21 protein-coding genes are annotated in these 18231 nt (G+C 63.8%); 12 read left to right on the top strand and 9 right to left on the bottom strand.

Annotated elements, in window-relative coordinates; all coding sequences use genetic code 11:
• The first annotated feature begins 61 nt into the window (after nt 1-61).
• Entirely contained in the window at nt 62-562 is a 501-nt protein-coding gene (locus N2602_RS19420; RefSeq protein WP_260383591.1) for a hypothetical protein, read from the top strand.
• 1057 nt (nt 563-1619) lie between these two features.
• Here the strand turns inward: N2602_RS19420 and N2602_RS19415 are convergent.
• Together N2602_RS19415 and N2602_RS19410 are read right to left on the bottom strand one after the other, a co-directional pair.
• Complete coding sequence (locus N2602_RS19415) at nt 1620-1910, bottom strand: hypothetical protein (protein WP_260383590.1); 291 nt, start codon at nt 1908-1910, stop codon at nt 1620-1622.
• A 32-nt stretch (nt 1911-1942) separates the two neighbouring features.
• On the bottom strand, nt 1943-3328 hold the full coding sequence (locus N2602_RS19410; RefSeq protein WP_260383589.1) for a hypothetical protein: 1386 nt from the start codon (nt 3326-3328) through the stop codon (nt 1943-1945).
• Nucleotides 3329-3442: 114 nt separating this feature from the next.
• On the opposite strand from N2602_RS19410, the gene N2602_RS19405 reads away from it, so the two are divergent.
• On the top strand, nt 3443-3670 hold the full coding sequence (locus tag N2602_RS19405) for a DUF2171 domain-containing protein (RefSeq protein WP_025036201.1): 228 nt from the start codon (nt 3443-3445) through the stop codon (nt 3668-3670).
• Between the two features lie 288 nt (nt 3671-3958).
• Here the strand turns inward: N2602_RS19405 and N2602_RS19400 are convergent, their stop codons facing one another.
• Complete coding sequence (locus N2602_RS19400; RefSeq protein ID WP_172789114.1) at nt 3959-4144, bottom strand: hypothetical protein; 186 nt, start codon at nt 4142-4144, stop codon at nt 3959-3961.
• A gap of 165 nt (nt 4145-4309) precedes the next feature.
• Here N2602_RS19400 and N2602_RS19395 point away from each other — a divergent pair, with 165 nt between their 5' ends.
• Nucleotides 4310-4471, top strand: a complete 162-nt coding sequence (locus tag N2602_RS19395; protein WP_172789115.1) for a hypothetical protein — start codon at nt 4310-4312, stop codon at nt 4469-4471.
• A 292-nt stretch (nt 4472-4763) separates the two neighbouring features.
• On the opposite strand, the gene N2602_RS19390 is transcribed toward N2602_RS19395, so the two are convergent.
• From N2602_RS19390 to N2602_RS19380, 3 genes are all read right to left on the bottom strand, one after another.
• The gene (locus N2602_RS19390) at nt 4764-5522 is read right to left on the bottom strand and encodes a hypothetical protein (protein WP_260383588.1); all 759 of its coding nucleotides are present in this window, start codon (nt 5520-5522) and stop codon (nt 4764-4766) included.
• A 174-nt stretch (nt 5523-5696) separates the two neighbouring features.
• Nucleotides 5697-5933, bottom strand: a complete 237-nt coding sequence (locus N2602_RS19385; RefSeq protein ID WP_260383587.1) for a hypothetical protein — start codon at nt 5931-5933, stop codon at nt 5697-5699.
• A 76-nt stretch (nt 5934-6009) separates the two neighbouring features.
• A complete protein-coding gene (locus N2602_RS19380; protein WP_172789118.1) occupies nt 6010-6246 on the bottom strand; it encodes a hypothetical protein in 237 nt (78 codons plus the stop codon).
• 265 nt (nt 6247-6511) lie between these two features.
• Between N2602_RS19380 and N2602_RS19375 the strand changes: the two genes are divergently transcribed.
• Nucleotides 6512-6859 carry a DUF6481 family protein gene (locus N2602_RS19375; protein WP_172789119.1) on the top strand — a complete coding sequence of 116 codons (348 nt, stop codon included), beginning with the start codon at nt 6512-6514 and terminating at the stop codon, nt 6857-6859.
• Nucleotides 6860-6985: 126 nt separating this feature from the next.
• Here the strand turns inward: N2602_RS19375 and N2602_RS19370 are convergent, their stop codons facing one another.
• On the bottom strand, nt 6986-7231 hold the full coding sequence (locus tag N2602_RS19370) for a pentapeptide MXKDX repeat protein (RefSeq protein WP_036027965.1): 246 nt from the start codon (nt 7229-7231) through the stop codon (nt 6986-6988).
• Between the two features lie 332 nt (nt 7232-7563).
• On the opposite strand from N2602_RS19370, the gene dctP reads away from it, so the two are divergent.
• The 4 genes from dctP to N2602_RS19350 all read left to right on the top strand — a co-directional run bounded on the left by dctP (nt 7564) and on the right by N2602_RS19350 (nt 12122).
• Entirely contained in the window at nt 7564-8586 is a 1023-nt protein-coding gene (gene dctP, locus N2602_RS19365) for a TRAP transporter substrate-binding protein DctP (protein WP_172789120.1), read from the top strand.
• Nucleotides 8583-9137 (top strand): TRAP transporter small permease, encoded by a 555-nt coding sequence (locus N2602_RS19360; RefSeq protein ID WP_172789121.1) that lies wholly within the window; start codon nt 8583-8585, stop codon nt 9135-9137. Before dctP ends, N2602_RS19360 begins: the two co-directional genes overlap by 4 nt.
• Complete coding sequence (locus N2602_RS19355) at nt 9134-10492, top strand: TRAP transporter large permease (protein WP_172789122.1); 1359 nt, start codon at nt 9134-9136, stop codon at nt 10490-10492. The genes N2602_RS19360 and N2602_RS19355 overlap by 4 nt, the downstream gene beginning before the upstream one ends.
• Nucleotides 10493-10868: 376 nt before the next feature.
• Nucleotides 10869-12122, top strand: a complete 1254-nt coding sequence (locus N2602_RS19350; RefSeq protein WP_172789764.1) for an IS110 family transposase — start codon at nt 10869-10871, stop codon at nt 12120-12122.
• A 193-nt stretch (nt 12123-12315) separates the two neighbouring features.
• Here the strand turns inward: N2602_RS19350 and N2602_RS19345 are convergent, their stop codons facing one another.
• Nucleotides 12316-12999 carry a GntR family transcriptional regulator gene (locus N2602_RS19345; protein ID WP_260383586.1) on the bottom strand — a complete coding sequence of 228 codons (684 nt, stop codon included), beginning with the start codon at nt 12997-12999 and terminating at the stop codon, nt 12316-12318.
• A 216-nt stretch (nt 13000-13215) separates the two neighbouring features.
• Between N2602_RS19345 and N2602_RS19340 the strand changes: the two genes are divergently transcribed.
• The 4 genes from N2602_RS19340 to N2602_RS19325 all read left to right on the top strand — a co-directional run bounded on the left by N2602_RS19340 (nt 13216) and on the right by N2602_RS19325 (nt 17112).
• Nucleotides 13216-13839 (top strand): TRAP transporter small permease, encoded by a 624-nt coding sequence (locus N2602_RS19340; protein WP_260383585.1) that lies wholly within the window; start codon nt 13216-13218, stop codon nt 13837-13839.
• Complete coding sequence (locus N2602_RS19335) at nt 13839-15104, top strand: TRAP transporter large permease (RefSeq protein WP_212257020.1); 1266 nt, start codon at nt 13839-13841, stop codon at nt 15102-15104. The genes N2602_RS19340 and N2602_RS19335 overlap by 1 nt, the downstream gene beginning before the upstream one ends.
• A gap of 23 nt (nt 15105-15127) precedes the next feature.
• Nucleotides 15128-16111 carry a TRAP transporter substrate-binding protein gene (locus N2602_RS19330; RefSeq protein ID WP_172789732.1) on the top strand — a complete coding sequence of 328 codons (984 nt, stop codon included), beginning with the start codon at nt 15128-15130 and terminating at the stop codon, nt 16109-16111.
• Between the two features lie 74 nt (nt 16112-16185).
• On the top strand, nt 16186-17112 hold the full coding sequence (locus tag N2602_RS19325) for a dihydrodipicolinate synthase family protein (protein WP_175421761.1): 927 nt from the start codon (nt 16186-16188) through the stop codon (nt 17110-17112).
• A 206-nt stretch (nt 17113-17318) separates the two neighbouring features.
• Here N2602_RS19325 and N2602_RS19320 read toward each other — a convergent pair whose 3' ends face one another.
• Nucleotides 17319-18230: a hydroxymethylglutaryl-CoA lyase gene (locus N2602_RS19320; protein WP_260383584.1), complete on the bottom strand. Its 912-nt coding sequence runs from the start codon at nt 18228-18230 to the stop codon at nt 17319-17321.
• Nucleotide 18231: the final 1 nt, after the last annotated feature.

The following is an 18231-nucleotide window of genomic DNA, read 5'->3' as shown; positions in this document are numbered from 1 at the left end:
GCTAACCGCGATGGGGGAGTGACCGGCGTCCAATTCCCCCAAACCCGCTACGAGCCCGCCCATGATCGAGCAACAGCCGCCGCGCCCTCCATACGTCGAGAAACTGCTGGAAAAGCACGTTAGCGCGGCGAATGTCCTCGTCGTGGGCGGACAGATCGAGGACACACTTGAGAAGCTACTGCTGACGGCCGGGCGGCCGATCTCCAACAAGCTTGCTAAGCGGATTTTCACCGGAATGGGGCCGCTCCACTCGTTCTCTGGGAAGATCGAGATCGCCTATTTCTTTGAGCTAATTGACGACCCGCTCTATGGCGATCTGATGCTGATCAAAGACGTGCGCAATGCTTTTGCGCACACGACGACCTACGTTTCTTTTTCCGATGAGCGCATCGCCACAAAATGCCGCCAACTCTCCACCTGGCGAACTGGTGCGGAGGCGCAAGAGCGGTTCTACTCGCGCGCGCTCGAGTGCCTCGACACGCTACGTCAGGACATGGACCGGTTCTTGATGGCCAAGGCACTCCAGGAGCCCACCGTCCAGATTGACGACGATCAGGACTGACCCCCATGGAGCCCTGCCTATGACCGACAAACGGACCTTCGCCGTTGCGGAATCTAGGAGTCCAGAGCCACTGAGCCTGAGGGATAAGCGCGGGCTCGCGAAGCTCCGGAAGATATGCCAATTTGGTAACGTTGATTTGACCGACTTGAGCGATGTTCCTGCATCGTTGCGCCCTGTCTTTCTCCGGGTGGCCACGCAAAACATCGTGCTGGCCCACCTCGTGACCCGCTCGCCTATTCACACGCTATCAGTCTAGGTGACCTTACGCTTTTTGGCGCCCTGGTGCGTTTGCCTATACCCTTGCCAAAACTGTTTCGACGGCACTCTTGCATGGCTTGTGAGGTTTACTTCGGCCTCGTGAGGTTTGCTTCCCCCATGGGACGTTGAGCGACACCGACCGTCTTCCATCGAGCAGGCGATGAGTTCGCCAACTGATCTGTAATGAGTTTGTAGTTCGCTGCACGACAGCAAAATGGCAAAAGATCGGCCGGACCTTCCTAATCTCAGCCGGTCAGCGATAGAGGACTAGGCTAAAACTGAAAATGCTCGGCCAAACGGGTCGCAGGCGCTATCCTCAAGATGATACGGCGTCGAGGATCAGTTGGCCTGACTTGCGCAAGCAGTGCCGTATATGCTACCCTCAATTTATAGTTGCAGTCAATTTTGGAGAAATGAGATGCCGGTAATTCTCGATGGCACCGAAGTTCCTACCATGCAGGAATTCAAAGCTCTCATGAGGCGGGTAGTGGAGCTGGAGTCGCACGCTCTTAAGAACGGGGACAATGTAAGCCTCGTCAGCAAATCTCGGGGCGAAACCATCACGTGGATGACCGGAGGTGGCGAGATCAAATCACGCGCAGACGTTCCAGGTCTTCCGGATGATCAGGTTTGGAATATAAGATTGCGCTAAAGCTACTTGCGCGGCGGTGTAAAATAACTGGGTGTCGTCCAGCGGCACTTAAGGTGTGAGATCGTGTGTTCTCAGTCATGACGTGGTGGCAATGCCGCCCGAACACTCGTCAATAAGGCGCGGTTCGCCGAGTGTGAGCGCGTGAAATTAAGCGATGCGGCAGGCCTGCCGACTATCTTCCGTCTCACTTTCAATCAATCGCTCTTCACGAACGCGTGGGTAACCATATGCCGGCCTTTGAACGGTGCCGACCAGCACTATGTAAACGCCGGGCGAGACGGGCCCGGTAGGTTTCTGAATGCGGCAATCCGAGCTGACGAGAATGGCGATCGCATCTGCGGTCGCGGTCGTTGCGATATCGTATCTGGCAATCGACGCAGGCGTGGTGAGCACCAATGTGGTCACGCGGCCCATCAAGCTGGCCCAGGCCTCGATCATTGGCGCCGCAACGGGACAACGTCAGCCTGCATTTACCCTTCAGGAATGGGCACGCCGCGACCGCGAGAAGCCGCAACTGGAATATTGCCTGGCGGTCGACTGATCGACCCGCCCTCCGCGGGGCTACCGACAGACACGTCTCCACCTGCCGGCTGATGACCGCGCCACCACCGCGCAAGGGCAGCGGTGAGATCGTCCCACATCTCGGTCGGCAAATCCGGGACCGCGACCCGGACGCTGTACTGATTCGTCGTCGCGTCGTGAAACCATTCGGTCGCGGCGAAGTCGAAGCCGAAGCTGCCGGCGTGGCGGATGGGAAAGCCCTCGCGGCGCAATTCGCAGCTCATGTCCTCGGCAGCCTGCCGCGCTGCCGCCTCGTCGAGCGCGCGCTGTCCGCGAAGGGTCACGTAGAGACCGTGGGTGAAGCGAAGCTGAGCCGAGAGCGCCGGGATCTCGGCGGCAAAGTATCGCGCCGAGCTTCGGCCGTTACGCAAGATCGCCGCCACGCGCCGCTTCGTCAGCGCCCAGTACGCCGCGCTGCCTGCGAAGGGCGGGAAGTGGGCCGGCAATGCCGCACCGCCGAGCAGCCGCACCGCATTGCGCGTTTCGGACGCGAGACGTGTCCATTCAATATCCCCTGCCCGCGGCGAACGCTCATGCCCGTGCACGAAGACGGCTGAGCCGAGCCTGCCATATTCCGCTCCGAGCGAGTCGAGCTTGTTGTGGCTTCGCACCAGCACCAGCGGAATTCCGTGCCACCTGGCCCACCTCGAGACCCGCCTGATGCGACCCGACCTGCCGGCGAAGCACGTCGTATCGAAAATCAGGAGATCGAGTCCCGAGCCGTCACGGCGCAGCACCGCTTCGATGGCGCCGGCGACGGAGCAGGAATCCAGCAGGAGGATCCGCGGCGAGCCCACCCGTGCCAACGCATCGCCGAGCGGCAGCGTCAAGGCCTCGATCCGCAAATGCGGGATGAAGCTTCGGATCAGCTCCAGCGTCTCGCCGTAGGAGCCTGGCAGCACCAGGATGTCGGCCTTCGCAACGATCCGCGGGGAGGCAAGCAGCACCGCGGAGATCGCCGCCATTCCCGAGGCGGTGTAGATCGCCGTGCTCGTGCAACCGCCGTCGAGCGCGTAGAACGACGGCCCGCGTACCGTGAGATCGGCCCGCTGGTAATCGTAACTGAACTCGAACGGCCCACTGGCGGGATCGGCCGTGTGCGACCAGGCTGTCTCGGTCGCCTTCCACTCGTGCAATTCGTGCTCCGCCCTGAGCGCCGCAGTGATCTGGAATTTGGATCGGACGACGTCGTCGACGGAACGCGGCGGCGCCAAGTCGAGCGGGTTTCTCAGGCTGCCGTTCAACAGCCTGAGTTCCGCGTGCTTGCGCTCCAGATAGGCTCGAATGGTCTCCATTGCGCTTCTTGACAGATCCAGTCAGGCGTCAACGTCTGGAAAACCCAGCGGGTCCAACGCGCCTGCTGCAACGAACAGGCACCTTCGCAGTTGAATCCATGCAAGGAGGACAGCATGGCTGACATCAGAGAGCACATGAAAATCATCGGCAAGGACGGCGCACATGTCGGCACCGTCGATCGGCTCGAGGGCAACCGCATCAAGCTGACGCGCAAGGACAGCCCGGAAGGTCACAAGGACCATCACCACTATATCGACACGAAATATGTCGGTGCCGTCGAAGGCGACGTCGTCAAGCTGTCGGTGAATGCCGATGCCGTTCCGAAGACGGAAGCGGCGTAAAACACGGAGCCCCCGCGGGGCTTTTGTTTGTTCACGGTCCGACTCCGCTTCGTTCGCAAGCACGAATCGCAACCGCAATTCGATGGCGCGGCGCATTCGTTAACGATGGCTTGCTGCGGTGGAAGATCGCTGCAATTCGATGGCCTTCATCACTGCGGATCGATCGGGAACGAATGCGCGATCAGCGCGTTTGATAACCGAACAGAGTGGTGCCGACCCGCCAGCCCCAGTCGGCTTTGAAGGACCCCGTGCTTGTCCCCCGAGCACGGGGTTTTTCTCATGTCAGTGCTATCGGGCCGGCGGTCTGTGTCCGGCCGGATGCGAGGCGCCGGCTTGCTCATCGCGCAGATCGCGGGCGAGTTCGTGCCATGCCAGGGCCAGCTGGATCAGCCGTTGCCGGTCGACACCCTCGGCCTCCGCGGCGCGCTTCATTGCGGCCTCGGCCTCATGTTGCGGATCGTACTCGGTGTACATGAGGCAGACTCTAGCCGGCCATCTGGACAAGCGCGTGGCAATTTCGTTCCGTATGATTGCGGGGTCCCCCGCCAGCCGCGTGGACCGATCTGTGAACCACGTCACAGCCTGTCCGCGACATCTCCGCTAAACAAGCTGCCAAGGCTTCATGGGTGATGTCCGGTCATGACACGCAAAGCAGCAACCGAAGTCATCGTGCCGACGCAGCGACATCGCGCGGACCTGCTCGGCATCGCCTATCTCGGTACCATCGGCGTCGTCATGGTGGCCTGGATCGCCGGCCTGGTCTGGGCCTCGATCGCGTTCTTCAACTGGCTCGTGTCCTGACGCGCGACGTGGTCGGTCTACCCGCTGATCCTGCCTTAGATTAGGCTGGGCAGCACCTGCGCGAGTTTAATTCCGCCGCAAACGATCATGGCCCAGAGCGCCAGGCTGATCTGGATGGCATCCAGCATGTCCCACATCCCCGCGAATCATCCCGTCATTTTTCTTTGAGATTTGCGTGGAGCGGCGGCGAGCGCCAGAGCCAATTCGAAGCAACCGCCGGTGTGCAAGAAGATGAGGCGGGCCCGAGCCCGCCTCAATGGTCCGATCCGGCCAGGAAAACTCAATAGAAAACTCAATAGCAGGCGCGGGGGTCGGCCTGCACATATTGGCCGTTCGGATAACGGTAGTAGCAGGCACCCTGCGCCCAGTAATAGCCGGGCTGGGCTGCAGCGGTCGCACCGGCGATTGCGCCCGTTGCACCGCCGAGGACCGCGCCAGCCGCAGCCCCTGTTGCATTGCCTGAGATCAGCCCGCCCAGCAGGCCGCCGACGATCGCGCCGCCAAGCGCGCTGGCGCCGGGATCAGCCGGTGGCGGCGGCGGAGGTGGCGGCGCATAGGCCACCGGAGGCGGGGCGTAGGCTACCGGCACGTCGTCGATATAGTCCTCTGAGATGTAGGCCGGCGGGCCAGCCATGCGCTGCGGATAATAGTACCAGACGCCGCCAACGTCCCACCACCAGCCGGACCGGCCATGGCGGACTTCGTGGCGCCAGCGTCCGCCCTCCCAGGCGAGATTGCCGCGATAGCTGTGTCCGCCCCAGTCCCGTGCCGGAGCAGGACCGCGCGCAACATGACGTCCGGGCGGCGGGCCGCCGGCATTGTGACCTGCATGGGGCTGACCGCCCGGCTGCGCAGGGCGGGTCGCCTGCTGGGGTGGAGGGCCCTTGCGCATGGTCGGATTGGCCTGTGGCAGCGCGCCTGCGGCCGGCCCGGCCGGCGGTGGGCTGGCGTCTTTCGGTGGCCTGGCCTCCTGGGCCTGCGCCGACAGCGCGAGCAACGAGATGGCGGAGACCACGGGAAGGATGATCTTGATGCGTTTGGACGCACTCATGCGTGCTAGCCCCCTGTTCTTTCCATGGCCATGATTTCCGGGCGCGATCGACGAATCGCCACGCGCCGGGCTGATGCCGGCCGAAATCACTGCCCTGCTTGATCGGCTAAGTCCCGTTACAAATGATTAAGATCAGGGCCTTTTTTCAGCCCTGCGGGTCGTGCGGGATCGCGCCTACCGCGCCGGCTCGATCACGTTACAATTGCTTCGCCCGGACATCAGGCAATCCTGCATCTTGCTGGCTGCCGTCAGGTCCCGGGCCAGCCACCAGCCGACGCCGAGGATCACGACCGCGATGATCAATCCTGCGAGCGCGCCGCGGCGGTCGCCGCCGGACGGACGCTTGGGCTGACGGTTCGGTCGAGGATTGGGCTCCTCGCCCCGTTCGGATCTGGACTCTGGTTTCGACATGGCCGCCTGGTCACGCTGGCGCGCTGGCTTTACCACCTCTGCGGCGTCGCGTCACATCCCGATCACCCGGCCCAATTCAGCCCCGGGTCTGCCGGATCGCATCCTTGCGCAAGGTTTCGACCGCCGGAATTGCCTCCTGAACGCGCGGTGCGCAGCTCGTGAGCACGAATGCAGTCCGGGTGCATTCCCAATCCGCTCCCAGCACGGCACTTTCGATGGGCTGCGGACGTGCGAGCAGCAGCGCGGCGCCGGCCACGCCTGCCACGGCGAAGGCAATCGCCAGCGCTTTCAGGCTTGGTCTTGAGATCGTCATGCCCGTGCTCCGTCTCGTACGGGGCGGACGCTAGGCGTCGCCCGTGTGCCCCGTTTATGAGGGACATCACAATTCAGCAGTTTTTCCGGGCTACGAGAGATCGTCGGGGGGCGATTTTTCGTTGACCTGATCGGCTGCGATTATGGGTGGCTTCGCGACGCGCGCCGATGTACACGCTTCTGCGTCGCGTGGCGCCTGCTATGCCCAGCCGACGTACCAACAGGCACCGATGTAGGATCGAAAGCGAGGAAGACAAGGCTCGTCGATGAGTGGATTCAGGGAACCCGGCTTTGCAGACCGGCAAAAGGCGGCGCAGGACGCTCGCAAAAATCTTTTGAACAAGTTCAAGTCGCAGCCGGGCCCCGATGATCCGGCGGTGATCGCGCGCCGCGCTGAACGCGAGGCCCTCGCGGCCAAGCGCGCCGAGGCAAAGGCCGCGCGCGAGGCCGAAAAGGCCGAACAGAAGCGCCTTGAGGAAGAGGCCAAGGCGGCGGAAGCTGCGCGGATCGCGCGGGAGGCCGAGGAAGCCGCCGAGAGGCTGGCTGCGCTCGAGGCCGAGCAGAAGGCCAAGCGCGATGCGCGCTACGCCGCCCGCAAAGCGAAGCGCAAGTAAGACGCGCCGGTCACGTTCAATTGAACTTGAACTGAACAATCATTCCGGAGGCGGCCTCAAAGGCCGCCGCCGGAATTCGAGAGGGTGCGACCCGCCAAAGGGCGTTGCGCGATGACGGGCCCTGGATCAGTTCTTCTTCATCATCCCGTCGTCTTTCTTCATACCGTCCTTCGACATGTGGTCCTTCTTCATGCCGTCGTCCTTGGACATGGTGTCCTTCTTCATCATGCCGTCCTTGGACATCGTGTCCTTTTTCATCATGCCGTCGTCCTTGCCCATCTTGTCCTGAGCAAAAGCGGCCGGCGCAAACGCGAGGCCTAGCGAGAGAGCGGCAGCCGAGACGCCGAGCACGATGCGGGTGCGAATGGTCATGGTTCATCTTTCCTTCGAGATGGTGTTTGTCAGCGACGGACGCCGCTATTCAATATCGACGGATCGCCAGTCGGCGTTGTTACGCCGCTGCCTATAAATTTTGGCGAGCCATCCGCTGGCCGCTGTACGGCGTGCTTCGCGCTCACAACCGGGATCGCAAGTGTGCAGCGCAGCACGGCCGGCACTTGCCGGGGCATTCGGTCTCGAACTATCAGATGAGAGAATATCGGGTGGAAGACCGGCTAGGATAGGCCCGAACGCCGGTCTGACAAGACCCGACCCAAATCACACCAACAAGAACAGTCCAAAGAAACGATCAAAGGGATCACACCATGATTACGCGCCGACATCTGATCGCGACCGCCGTCGCGGCACCCGCCATTCTGCGCTTCGGCACTGGCACCGCGCAGGCCGCGACCACGCTGAAGATCTCACATCAATTTCCGGGCGGCACCATCGACAAAGGCGATTTCCGCGACCGGCTCTGCCGCATGTTCGCCGCTGAAGTTGCCAAGCGCAGCAACGGCGACATTGCCGCCGAGATCTATCCGAACTCCTCGCTGATCAAGACCAACGCGCAGTTCTCCGCCATGCGCAAGGGCGCGCTGGATATCAGCCTCTATCCGATGCCCTATGCCGGCGGCGAGGTGCCGGAAACCAATATCGGCCTGATGCCGGGCCTGGTGACCACCTACGACCAGGGCCTGCGCTGGAAGAAGGAGCCCGTCGGCAAGGCGCTGACCGACTTCCTCGCCGACAAGGGCATCATCCTGCTCACCTGGGTCTGGCAGGCCGGCGGCGTCGCCAGCCGCTCCAAGCCGATCGTCGCGCCGGAAGACGCCAAGGGCCTAAAGGTGCGCGGCGGCTCGCGCGAGATGGACATGGTGCTGCAGACCGCCGGCGCCTCGGTGCTGTCGGTGCCTTCCAACGAAATCTACGCGGCGATGCAGACCGGCGCCTGCGATGCCGGCATCACCTCCTCGACCAGCCTGATCTCATTCCGCCTGGAAGAGGTCGCGAAGTCGCTGACATCAGGGGCAGGCGCCTCCTACTGGTTCATGCTCGAGCCGCTGATGATGTCGAAAGCGATCTTCGACAAGCTGCCGAAGAACCATCAGGACATCCTGCTCGCGGTCGGCACCGAGCTCGAAGCCTTCGGCCGCAAGGGCGCGCAGGACGACGACGTCGAGGTCGCCAAGGTCTATGAGAAGGCCGGCGCCAAGGTCTCGGTTCTGGATGCCGCGACCGTCGGCAAATGGCGCGACATCGCGCGCGACACCGCGTGGAAGGATTACAGCGCCAAGACCGCGACCGCCGCAAACCTGCTCAAGCTCGCCATCGACGTCGCGGCATGAGCCACGGTCCGCTTCCGGATCGTGACGACCAGGCGAGCGTTGCCGCAGGGACCGGCCCTGCGGCGGCGATCGATCGCGGTCTCGCCGTCCTCAACAGCATCATCGTCGTGTTCGCCGCGATTGCGCTGGTCGCCGCCTGCACCATCCTGAGCTACAGCGTGCTCAGCCGCGCGCTGTTCAAGGCCGCCAATTACTGGCAGGACGAGGCCGCCGTGTTCCTCCTGGTCGGCGCCACCTTCATGACGGCGGCCTATGTGCAGCAGAATCGCGGTCATATCGGCATCGAGGCCTTCGTCGGCCTGCTGTCGCCATTCGCGAACCAGGTTCGCCTCTGGCTGGTCGATGCCGCCACATTCCTGTTCTGCGCCTTCTTCACCTGGAAGTCCTGGACACTGGCCCATGAGGCCTATGTCGACGGCCAGGTCTCCAACTCGATGTGGTCGCCGCCGCTCGCGATTCCCTACTCGCTGATGGCGCTCGGGATGAGCCTGCTCTGCCTCCAGATCCTCGTGCAGCTTGCGCTGCCCTTCACCGGAGCCAAGCGGCCATGAGCGTTTTCGGCATTGGCCTTGCCTACGGCATTGCGACGCTGCTGGTGATGTTCTCGGGCATGCCGATTGCGTTCGCGCTCGGCGCGGTCGCGGTCGTGTTCATGGGCATCTACATGCCCTCGGCCTCGCTCGATACGGTGACGCAGAACGTCTACGAGGAGATGGCCTCGATCACGCTGCTGTCGATCCCGCTCTTCATCCTGAAGGGCGCGGCGATCGGCAAGTCGCGCGCGGGCCAGGATCTCTATTCGGCGCTGCACGCCTGGCTGCATCGCGTGCCCGGCGGCCTCGGCGTCGCCAACGTGTTCGCCTGCGCGCTGTTTGCGGCAATGGCGGGATCTTCGCCCGCGACCTGCTCGGCGATCGGCTCGGCCGGTATCCCCGAGATGCGCAAGCGCGGCTACTCCGGCGGCTTTGCAGCTGGGATCATCGCCGCCGGCGGCACGCTCGGCATCCTGCTTCCGCCCTCGATCACCATGATCCTGTTCGCGGTCGCCGCCGAAAAGTCGCTCGGGCGGTTGTTCCTCGCCGGCATCGGACCGGGCCTGCTGCTGGTCACGCTGTTCGGCGCCTATGCCGTGATCCGCTTCCGCCAGGAATACAGGGCGGCCGAAGCGGTCTACAAGAACGGCGGGCCGGAGGCTGCGATCCTCACCCGCGACGAATATACGCTCGCCGAGCGCTTCAGCGTGCTGCCGCGCGTGATCCCCTTCGTGCTGCTGCTCACCGGTGTCATGGTCGCGCTCTATGGCGGCTACGCCACGCCGTCGGAAACCGCGGGCCTCGGCGGCCTCCTGGCGCTGGCGCTGATCGCGGCAATCTACAGCGTGTGGCGGCCGAGCGACCTCGCCCCGATCATGAAGTCGACGATCCGGGAATCGACCATGCTGATGATGATCATCGGCATGTCGCTGCTCTATTCCTACGTGATGAGCTATCTGCACATCTCGCAATCGGTGGCCGAAGCCATCGTCGCGATGCATTTGCCGCGCTGGGAGCTGCTGTTCGCGATCCTCGTCATGGTCGTCGTGCTCGGCTTCTTCCTGCCGCCGGTCTCGATCATCCTGATGACGGCGCCGATCATCCTGCCGCCGCTCCGCGCCGCCAACTTCGACATCATCTGGTTCGGCGTGGTCATGACCATCGTGATGGAGATGGGGTTGATCCATCCACCCGTCGGCCTCAACATCTTCGTCATCCGCAACGTCGCGCCTGATATTCCCCTGCGCGAGGTGATCTGGGGCACGCTGCCCTTCGTGCTCTTGATGATGCTCGCGGTGCTGCTGCTCTGCTTCGTGCCGGGAATCTCGACCTGGCTGCCGGACCTCGTGATGGGGCCGGACGGCAGCAGGTAGCTACAATCACAACTGCCGTAGGGTGGGTTAGACCAGCGGCTGCGCAAAGCGCAGTCGCTCGGCGTAACCCACCTCTTCTGTTTCCGCGGAGACGAACAGTGGTGGGTTACGCCGAGCACATGCGCTTCGCGCATCTGCTCGACTAACCCACCCTGTACCCTTGTGGGGTTCGTGGCGGCCTTCGGATGTAGACTGGCCGTCCGGGCCGATCCGCCGGGAGCAGCCTTGTCCACCTGTGCCTCGAGCACCGACGTAGGAACCGCGCCCCGGCGGAGCGACCGCGATCGAGATCCGGTAGGAGGTCGCGCCAAGAGCGCCGGTACAGGGACTGATCAGGATCGTGGTGGCCCGCCTTGCGAGCAAGGAGGTCTCAACAATGATCGAAGATGTACGCTGGTTCGTCGGGATCGACTGGGCAACGCGGAGCCATAGCGTTTGCCTGCTGGATGCCGCGGGAAGACAGGTTGCGCAGCACGAGTTCGACCATGGCGGCGCCGGGCTGACGGAGTTGCGTGACTGGCTGCTGGAGAAGACCAAGGCCGCACCGGGACAGATCGCCGTGGCGATCGAGATGCCGCACGGCCCGGTGGTGGAGATGCTGCTCGAGCACGGGTTTGCGGTGTTTGCCATCAATCCCAAGCAACTGGATCGCTTCCGCGATCGCTTCACGGTGGCCGGTGCCAAGGACGACCGCCGCGATGCTCATGTGCTCGGCGCCTCGCTGCGCACTGACCGTGCTGCTTTCCGTCGGCTTGTGGCAGACGATGCGGCGATGATTGAGCTGCGGGAGTGGTCGCGCCTGGCGGACGAACTGCAGCAGGAACGCACGCGGCTTGCCAACCGCTTGCGTCAGCAGTTGTGGCGATATTATCCCCAGGCCACCAAGTTGACCGACGATGTCGCCGACGAATGGTTCCTGGCGCTTTGGCAGAAGGTGCCGACCCCCGCCAGTGCGGTCAAGGCCAGCGAGAAGGCCATCGCAGGTGTTCTCAGGGACTATCGTATCCGCCGTCTCAATGCGGCGACGGTGCTCGGGACTTTGCGCGAGGCACCGCTGTTCGTAGCCCCCGGCACGACGGAGGCAGCCTGCGCTCACATCCGCAGCCTGGCGGCACGTCTGCACCTGGTCAATCGGCAGATCAAAGAGGCTCATCAGAACCTGGACCGGCTATGTGCCGAGTTCGAAGGAGAGGAGAAGCCGTCGGGGCAGAGCTCGGAGCAGTGCGACGTGACGATCCTACGCTCCTGGCCAGGAATCGGCAGGATCAATCTCGCCACACTGCTCGCCGAGGCCGCAGAGCCCCTGCGCAGACGAGATTACCATGCTCTGCGCGCCTTGGCAGGGGCTGCGCCGGTGACGCGGCAAAGCGGCAAACAACGCTTCGTGATCCGCCGCCTCGCCTGCAACAGGCGGCTACAGAGCGCCGTCCATCACTGGTCGCGTGTCGCCATCCAACACGACGCTGCCAGCAGGCGACGGTATGATGCCTTGCGCAGAAAAGGACACGGTCACGCGCGGGCTCTGCGCAGCGTGGGAGATCGCTTGCTTTTTGCCCTGTGCACGACGCTCAAGCGACAGACCCCATACGATGCGGACCATAACGGCACAAAGAACTCCGCGAACGGGTGAGCCCCATTCCTTTGTTCGGCCGGGCGACCATTCCTTCGTCCCGACCTGCCGAGCGCCAGAGCGCCGCCCGCAGATGCTGTCCAGGATGCCGAAGGCACCGGCAAAGCCGGCGCGCAGCGTCCTGGACTGCATCGAGCACGGCGCTACCATATTGCCCTATAAGGACGTTCCCCTTGACCAAGGGTAGGAGGTCCTACGGGTTCTCTTTTCGCCGCGACTTCGGCGCGTTGGCGACGACCTGCAGCAGGTCCTTGCGCACGGCTTCGATGTGTCGCTCCAGAAACCGGCAGGCCTCGTCCACCTTCTGCGCGCGGCAGAGCGCGATCAGCTGGGCGTGCTCCTTCTCGGCAATGCCCATCGCCTTGGTGTTGGAGAGCTGTAGGCGCGTGTAGCGGTCACTGGTCTGGAGCAGCGACAGCACGATCGCGCGGGTGCGCGGCTGCGGCGCGTGAACGTAGAGCGCCATGTGGAAGTCGGCGTTGAGCTGGCCCCACTCACTGACGTTGCGCGCCTTGATCGCCTTCTCGAAACTCCTGTGGATGTTATCGAGCCCGTCGAAATCCTCAGTCGTGAAACGCGGCGCCGACTGCGCCAGCAATCGCGGCTCCAGGATGCGGCGCAGGTCGAAAACGTCGTTGATCTCGTCCAGCGACAGCTCGGATACGATGGCGCCCTTCTGCGGAACGATCCGCACCAGGCCTTCCGCCTCGAGCTGGAATAACGCCTCGCGCACGGGAATGCGGCTGACGCCATAGGCCTCGCCGAGCGCGTCCTGGCGCAGTTGCGATCCGGCCGGATAGGTGCCGTCGAGGATTGCCTGGCGGAGCTGGTCGACGATCGCAGCCGACAGGGTGCGATGCTTCAGAGGCTGTTTCATCTGATCGTCCGTTGTCCTTCCCGACTCGTGCGGCCGACGCGGTCCCTGTCTTGCATGTCGAGCTGCCCGGCAAAAGCCAAGGCGCCACAACCAAAGTGCCCAGCAAAAGCGCACCCTGCCGACGAAACGACCGCAAACTCCGTTTGACTCCCAAAATGTATAAATTATACATTCGGCAATCGCACGACAAATCTTCAGGGGGTTGGGGCCTCTTTCATGATCGAGCAGACCATGCCGGCCACGCGCGCACTCAGCCTCCGACGCATGATCGTCCGGATGTCGAGCGCCCTGCTCGCGTTTGAGCGGCTGGTGTTGATGGGCCTGATGTACCTGCTCACCGGCCTGATCCTGGTGAACGTCGTCACCCGCTACTCGCACTTCCCGATCTACTGGATCGACGAATCCGCCGTTTATTGCGTGGTCTGGCTGACCTTCATCGGGGCGTCCGCGATGACGCGGCTGCGGCTCGATTTTGCGGTGTCCATGCTGACGGAGCGGCTGTCGCCGCGGCGCCAGAAACTTGCAAAAGTGATCTCGACCGGGCTCGTCGTCGTGTTCGGCGTCGCGCTGATCATCACCTGCGTGCTCTGGATGGACCCGGTCGGCCTCGCCCGCGCCGGCTTCGACGGGCGCAAGCTGGCCGCCGAGACCTTCAACTTCCTCTACACCGAGCGCACCCAGACGCTGAGTTGGCCGACCTGGGTGCTCTATCTGACGCTGCCGATCTTCGCGGTGTCGATGACCATCCACGGCCTCGCCAATCTGCTGGAAGATCTCGGGCTGGTCCCGCGCACGCCGCTGACAGGCTTCCAGCTCTCCGAGCTCGACGGGGTCAATTGATGATCACGTCAGCAGCCTTCATGGCGTTCATGCTGGTCGGCGTGCCGATCGGCCTCTGCCTCTGCCTCGCCGGGCTCGTCTATATCGCGGCGTCCGGCAACCCGGTGCTGTTCCAGTCCTATCCGCTTCAGCTGTTCGGCGGCGTCGACAGCTACGGCCTGATCGCGATCCCGCTGTTCATCCTGATCGGCGAGATCATGAACGGCGGCGGCATCACGCGGCGCATCGTCGACATGGCGATGGCCTTCGTCGGCTCGCTCAAGGGCGGGCTCGCCTACGTCAACATCCTCGCCAACATGTTCATCTCCTCGATCCTGGGCTCGGCGACTGCGCAGGTCGCGATCATGGCCCAGATCATGGTGCCGGAGATGGAGAAGAAGGGCTACGACAAGACTTTCGCGGCGGGCCTCACCGCCTATGGCGGCATGCTCGGCCCGATCATCCCGCCGTCGGTGATGTTCGTCGTCTACAGCGTGCTGGCGCAGGTCTCGGTCAGCGACATGCTGATCGCCGGCATCGTGCCCGGCGTCATCCTCACCGTGATGTTCTGCCTCGTCATCGCGCTGATGGGCTACATCTACAACTATCCCCGCGCCGACTATCAGACGCCGCGCCAGCGCGTCATGACGATCCTGCGGACCTCGCCGACGCTGCTGATCCCGATCGTCATCGTCGGCACCATTCTCGGCGGCCTCGCCAACGCCACGGAATCCGCCGCCGTCGGCGCCGTGGCCGCAGCGCTGGTCGGAAAGTTCTGGACCAGGGAGTTCGAGTTCTCGCAGCTGCCGCAGATGATGCTGCGCAGCGCCATCTATTCGGCGATCGTGCTGTTTCTGGTCGCGGCCGCCGCCGTGTTCTCCTGGGTCCTGATCTTCGGCAAGGTGCCGCAGGAGACCGCCGCCTGGATCCAGACCGCCGCCAAGGATCCCGTCAGCTTCATGCTGATCTGCAACGCCATCCTGCTGGTGATCGGCACTGTGATCGACGGCATTCCCGGCCTGATCATGACGGTGCCGATCCTGCTGCCGGTCGCAACCGAGATCTATCACATCGACCCCCGGCAGTTCGGCGTCGTCGTGGTGATCAACCTCGTGCTCGGCCTTTTGTCGCCGCCGGTCGGGCTTTGCTTCTTCGTCGCGGCCGCCGTCACCGGCGCCAAGCCCGGCAGGATGTTCATGGTGACGCTGCCCTTCTTCGTCATCTCCTGCGTCCTCCTGGTGCTGCTCTCGCTCTATCCCTCGCTCTCGCTGATCCTCGTCAAATAGGCCCATCCGAAAGGAGCCCGACCATGCCGCTTTCACGCCGCCACTTTCTCGCCGCCAGTGCCGCCGCCTCGGTGTTCGCGCCGTCGCTGGCGCTCGCCCAGGCCAAGGAATTCCGTCTCGGCCTGATCACGCCGAACGGCCATTCCTGGAACAAGGCCGCGCTCAAATTCGGCGACGAGCTCAAGGCTGCCACCAACGGCCGCCTGACCTTGACCGTGTTTCACTCCGGCCAGCTCGGCAACGAGACCGCGATGATGCAGCAATTGCAATCCGGCGCGCTCGACATGGGCTTCATCCAGGCCGCCGAGCTCGGCTCGCGCGTGCCGCACATCGCCGCGATCAACGCGCCCTACATCGTGCGCTCGACGCCGGCGGTCGCGAAGTTCGTGCGGCATCCGGCGGCGGTGAAGCTGTTCGAGGTGCTGCCGCAGGAGACCGGCACGATCGGGCTCGGCTGGGGCATCACCGGCATGCGCGCGGTGTTCTCCTCCAAGGACTTGAACTCCCTCGCCGACATCAAGGGCATGAAGCTGCGCATCAACCCGACACCGGTCTATCGCGATTTCTATTCATCGCTCGGCGCAGCGCCGACGCCGATTCCGACGCCGCAGGTGTTCGATGCCATGGCCAACGGCCAGGTCGACGGCCTCGAAGCCGATCTCGAATTCTCCTGGAACCAGCGCTTCGACAAGGTGTCGAAGGTGATCCTGCAAATGAACGCCGTCTTCATGCCGATGGCCGCGGTGGTATCCGGCCGGGTCTGGCAGTCTCTGCCCGCCGCCGACCGCGAGCTGATCACCAAGACGATCAAGTCGACGCTGGACGCGCAGATCGACGAGCTCGCCGGCAACGAGCCCACGCTGATCGAGAACTTCAAGAAAGCGCCGATCCCGATCCGCCAGGTCGATGCCAAGGACACCGAGGCCGTGATCGCCGAGTTCGACAAGATCTGGCTGCCCAAGGCCCCCGTCCTCGCCGAGCTGCGCAAGGTCGGCGCGACGCTCTGATCCGGTTCCCCATCCCTTTCACAAAAGCCGGCGGCTCCAGCCCCCCGCCGGCATATTTACCTGGAGTCAAAACAATGAGCCGCCGCGTTGCCTGGGAAGGCGTCTTCCCGGCCGTCACCACCCAATTCCACGACGATCTCTCGCTCGACATCGACGCGACCGCCAAGGTGATGGACGGATTGATCCGCGACGGCGTCTCCGGCCTGATCGTCTGCGGCTCGGTCGGCGAGAACACCTCGCTGGAGCGCAAGGAGAAGGTCGCGATCATGGAGACCGCGAAGGCGGTCGCGAAGGGCCGCGTGCCCGTGCTGTGCGGCATCGCCGAGTTCACCACCGCCTTTGCGGTGGAGACGGCGAGGGAAGCCGCACGCATCGGCATCGACGGCGTCATGGTGATGCCGGCGCTGGTCTATTCCTCCAAGCCGCACGAGACCGCTGCGCATTTCCGCGCCGTCGCCTCTGCGACCGACCTGCCGGTGATGCTCTACAACAATCCGCCGATCTACAAGAACGACGTCACACCCGACATCCTGGCCTCGCTCGCCGACGTCGAGACCGTGGTCTGCTTCAAGGATTCCTCCGGCGACACGCGACGATTCATCGACACCAGGAACATGGTCGGTGACCGCTTCGTGCTGTTCGCAGGTCTCGACGACGTCATCGTCGAGAGCGTCGCCATGGGTGCCGTCGGCTGGGTCTCCGGCATGTCCAACGCCTTCCCGCGCGAAGGCGAAACGCTGTTCCGCCTCGCCAAGGCCGGACGCTTGGCCGAAGCGATGCCGCTCTACGAATGGTTCATGCCGCTATTGCATCTCGATGCCCGCCCGGACCTCGTCCAGTGCATCAAGCTGTGCGAGCACATCATGGGCCGCGGCACCGCCCTGACCCGCCCGCCCCGCCTCGCACTGCTGCCGCACGAGAAGGCCGAGGTCGAGGCCATGATGGCCAAGGCGCTCAAGAACCGGCCGCGTCTGCCGGATGTCGGGCTGAAGGCGGCCTAACGGCAGGTCTCGTAGGGTGGGCAAAGCGAAGCGTGCCCACCTTCCGCCAACGATTGTGAAAGATGGTGGGCACGGCGCTTCGCGCCTTTGCCCACCCTACGAAGGCTCTCTCACTTGTCATCGCGAGGAGCGAAGCGACGAAGCAATCCAGACCGCCTCAACGGAAAGACTCTGGATTGCTTCGCTTCGCTCGCAATGACGGAGAACTAGGAGACCACCCGCTTCTTCTTCGCGTTCAGCGCGGAGGCCACGCGGCTCACGGGCGGCTTGCCCAGCACGACGCTCATCGCGTTCGTCGCCACGAGCAGCTTCTGCATATCGACACCGGTCCTGACGCCCATGCCTTCGAGCATGTAGACGACGTCCTCCGTTGCGACGTTCCCCGTCGCGCCCGGTGCGTAGGGACAGCCGCCGAGGCCGCCGGCGGCGGCGTCGATGACGCGAACGCCCTCCTCCAGGCCGGCATAGAGATTGGCGAGCGCCTGACCATAGGTGTCGTGGAAATGCATCGCGAGTTTTGCTGGCGGGATGTTGGCGCTGACCGCGCGTAACATGTCCTTCGCCCTATCAGGCGTGCCGACGCCGATGGTGTCGCCGAGCGAGATCTCATAGCATCCGAGCTCCCACAGCGTGCTCGCAAGATCGGCCACCGCCTTCGGCTTGATCTCGCCATCGAACGGACAGCCGAGCACGCAGGAGATATAGCCGCGCACCTTGACGCCATCGTCCCTGGCGCGCGCCAGCACCGGCTTGAAGCGCTCGATGGACTCCGCAACCGTGCAGTTGATGTTCGCCCGCGAAAATCCTTCGGAGGCCGCCGCGAACACGGAGACCACTTTGGCGCCCGCAGCGCGCGCGGCGTCATAGCCCTTCTCGTTCGGTACCAGCACGTGGAATTCGGCGTCCTTCACATGCGCGACGCCGCGCAGCACGGCGTCCGAGCTTGCCATCTGCGGGATGGCCTTGGGCGAGACGAAGGCGCCGACCTCGACCGTATGTAGCCCGGCCGCGACCAGCGCCTCGACGAACGCGATGCGCGCTTCGACGCTGACAGGCGTCTTCTCGTTCTGGAGGCCGTCGCGCGGCCCCATTTCAATGATGCGGACCTGGTCGCTCATG

Source organism: Bradyrhizobium sp. NC92 (assembly GCF_025200865.1).
Taxonomy (GTDB): domain Bacteria; phylum Pseudomonadota; class Alphaproteobacteria; order Rhizobiales; family Xanthobacteraceae; genus Bradyrhizobium.
This window is presented reverse-complemented; position numbering and strand designations above follow the sequence as displayed.

What these genes read in the sequence shown, in the direction of transcription:
- N2602_RS19420 (WP_260383591.1), top strand. Translation starts at nt 62, where the DNA reads ATGATCGAGCAACAGCCGCCGCGCCCTCCATACGTCGAGAAACTGCTG.
- N2602_RS19415 (WP_260383590.1), bottom strand. Translation starts at nt 1,910, where the DNA reads ATGATCGAGGCCTGGGCCAGCTTGATGGGCCGCGTGACCACATTGGTG.
- N2602_RS19410 (WP_260383589.1), bottom strand. Translation starts at nt 3,328, where the DNA reads ATGGAGACCATTCGAGCCTATCTGGAGCGCAAGCACGCGGAACTCAGG.
- N2602_RS19405 (WP_025036201.1), top strand. Translation starts at nt 3,443, where the DNA reads ATGGCTGACATCAGAGAGCACATGAAAATCATCGGCAAGGACGGCGCA.
- N2602_RS19400 (WP_172789114.1), bottom strand. Translation starts at nt 4,144, where the DNA reads ATGTACACCGAGTACGATCCGCAACATGAGGCCGAGGCCGCAATGAAG.
- N2602_RS19395 (WP_172789115.1), top strand. Translation starts at nt 4,310, where the DNA reads ATGACACGCAAAGCAGCAACCGAAGTCATCGTGCCGACGCAGCGACAT.
- N2602_RS19390 (WP_260383588.1), bottom strand. Translation starts at nt 5,522, where the DNA reads ATGAGTGCGTCCAAACGCATCAAGATCATCCTTCCCGTGGTCTCCGCC.
- N2602_RS19385 (WP_260383587.1), bottom strand. Translation starts at nt 5,933, where the DNA reads ATGTCGAAACCAGAGTCCAGATCCGAACGGGGCGAGGAGCCCAATCCT.
- N2602_RS19380 (WP_172789118.1), bottom strand. Translation starts at nt 6,246, where the DNA reads ATGACGATCTCAAGACCAAGCCTGAAAGCGCTGGCGATTGCCTTCGCC.
- N2602_RS19375 (WP_172789119.1), top strand. Translation starts at nt 6,512, where the DNA reads ATGAGTGGATTCAGGGAACCCGGCTTTGCAGACCGGCAAAAGGCGGCG.
- N2602_RS19370 (WP_036027965.1), bottom strand. Translation starts at nt 7,231, where the DNA reads ATGACCATTCGCACCCGCATCGTGCTCGGCGTCTCGGCTGCCGCTCTC.
- dctP (WP_172789120.1), top strand. Translation starts at nt 7,564, where the DNA reads ATGATTACGCGCCGACATCTGATCGCGACCGCCGTCGCGGCACCCGCC.
- N2602_RS19360 (WP_172789121.1), top strand. Translation starts at nt 8,583, where the DNA reads ATGAGCCACGGTCCGCTTCCGGATCGTGACGACCAGGCGAGCGTTGCC.
- N2602_RS19355 (WP_172789122.1), top strand. Translation starts at nt 9,134, where the DNA reads ATGAGCGTTTTCGGCATTGGCCTTGCCTACGGCATTGCGACGCTGCTG.
- N2602_RS19350 (WP_172789764.1), top strand. Translation starts at nt 10,869, where the DNA reads ATGATCGAAGATGTACGCTGGTTCGTCGGGATCGACTGGGCAACGCGG.
- N2602_RS19345 (WP_260383586.1), bottom strand. Translation starts at nt 12,999, where the DNA reads ATGAAACAGCCTCTGAAGCATCGCACCCTGTCGGCTGCGATCGTCGAC.
- N2602_RS19340 (WP_260383585.1), top strand. Translation starts at nt 13,216, where the DNA reads ATGATCGAGCAGACCATGCCGGCCACGCGCGCACTCAGCCTCCGACGC.
- N2602_RS19335 (WP_212257020.1), top strand. Translation starts at nt 13,839, where the DNA reads ATGATCACGTCAGCAGCCTTCATGGCGTTCATGCTGGTCGGCGTGCCG.
- N2602_RS19330 (WP_172789732.1), top strand. Translation starts at nt 15,128, where the DNA reads ATGCCGCTTTCACGCCGCCACTTTCTCGCCGCCAGTGCCGCCGCCTCG.
- N2602_RS19325 (WP_175421761.1), top strand. Translation starts at nt 16,186, where the DNA reads ATGAGCCGCCGCGTTGCCTGGGAAGGCGTCTTCCCGGCCGTCACCACC.
- N2602_RS19320 (WP_260383584.1), bottom strand. Translation starts at nt 18,230, where the DNA reads ATGAGCGACCAGGTCCGCATCATTGAAATGGGGCCGCGCGACGGCCTC.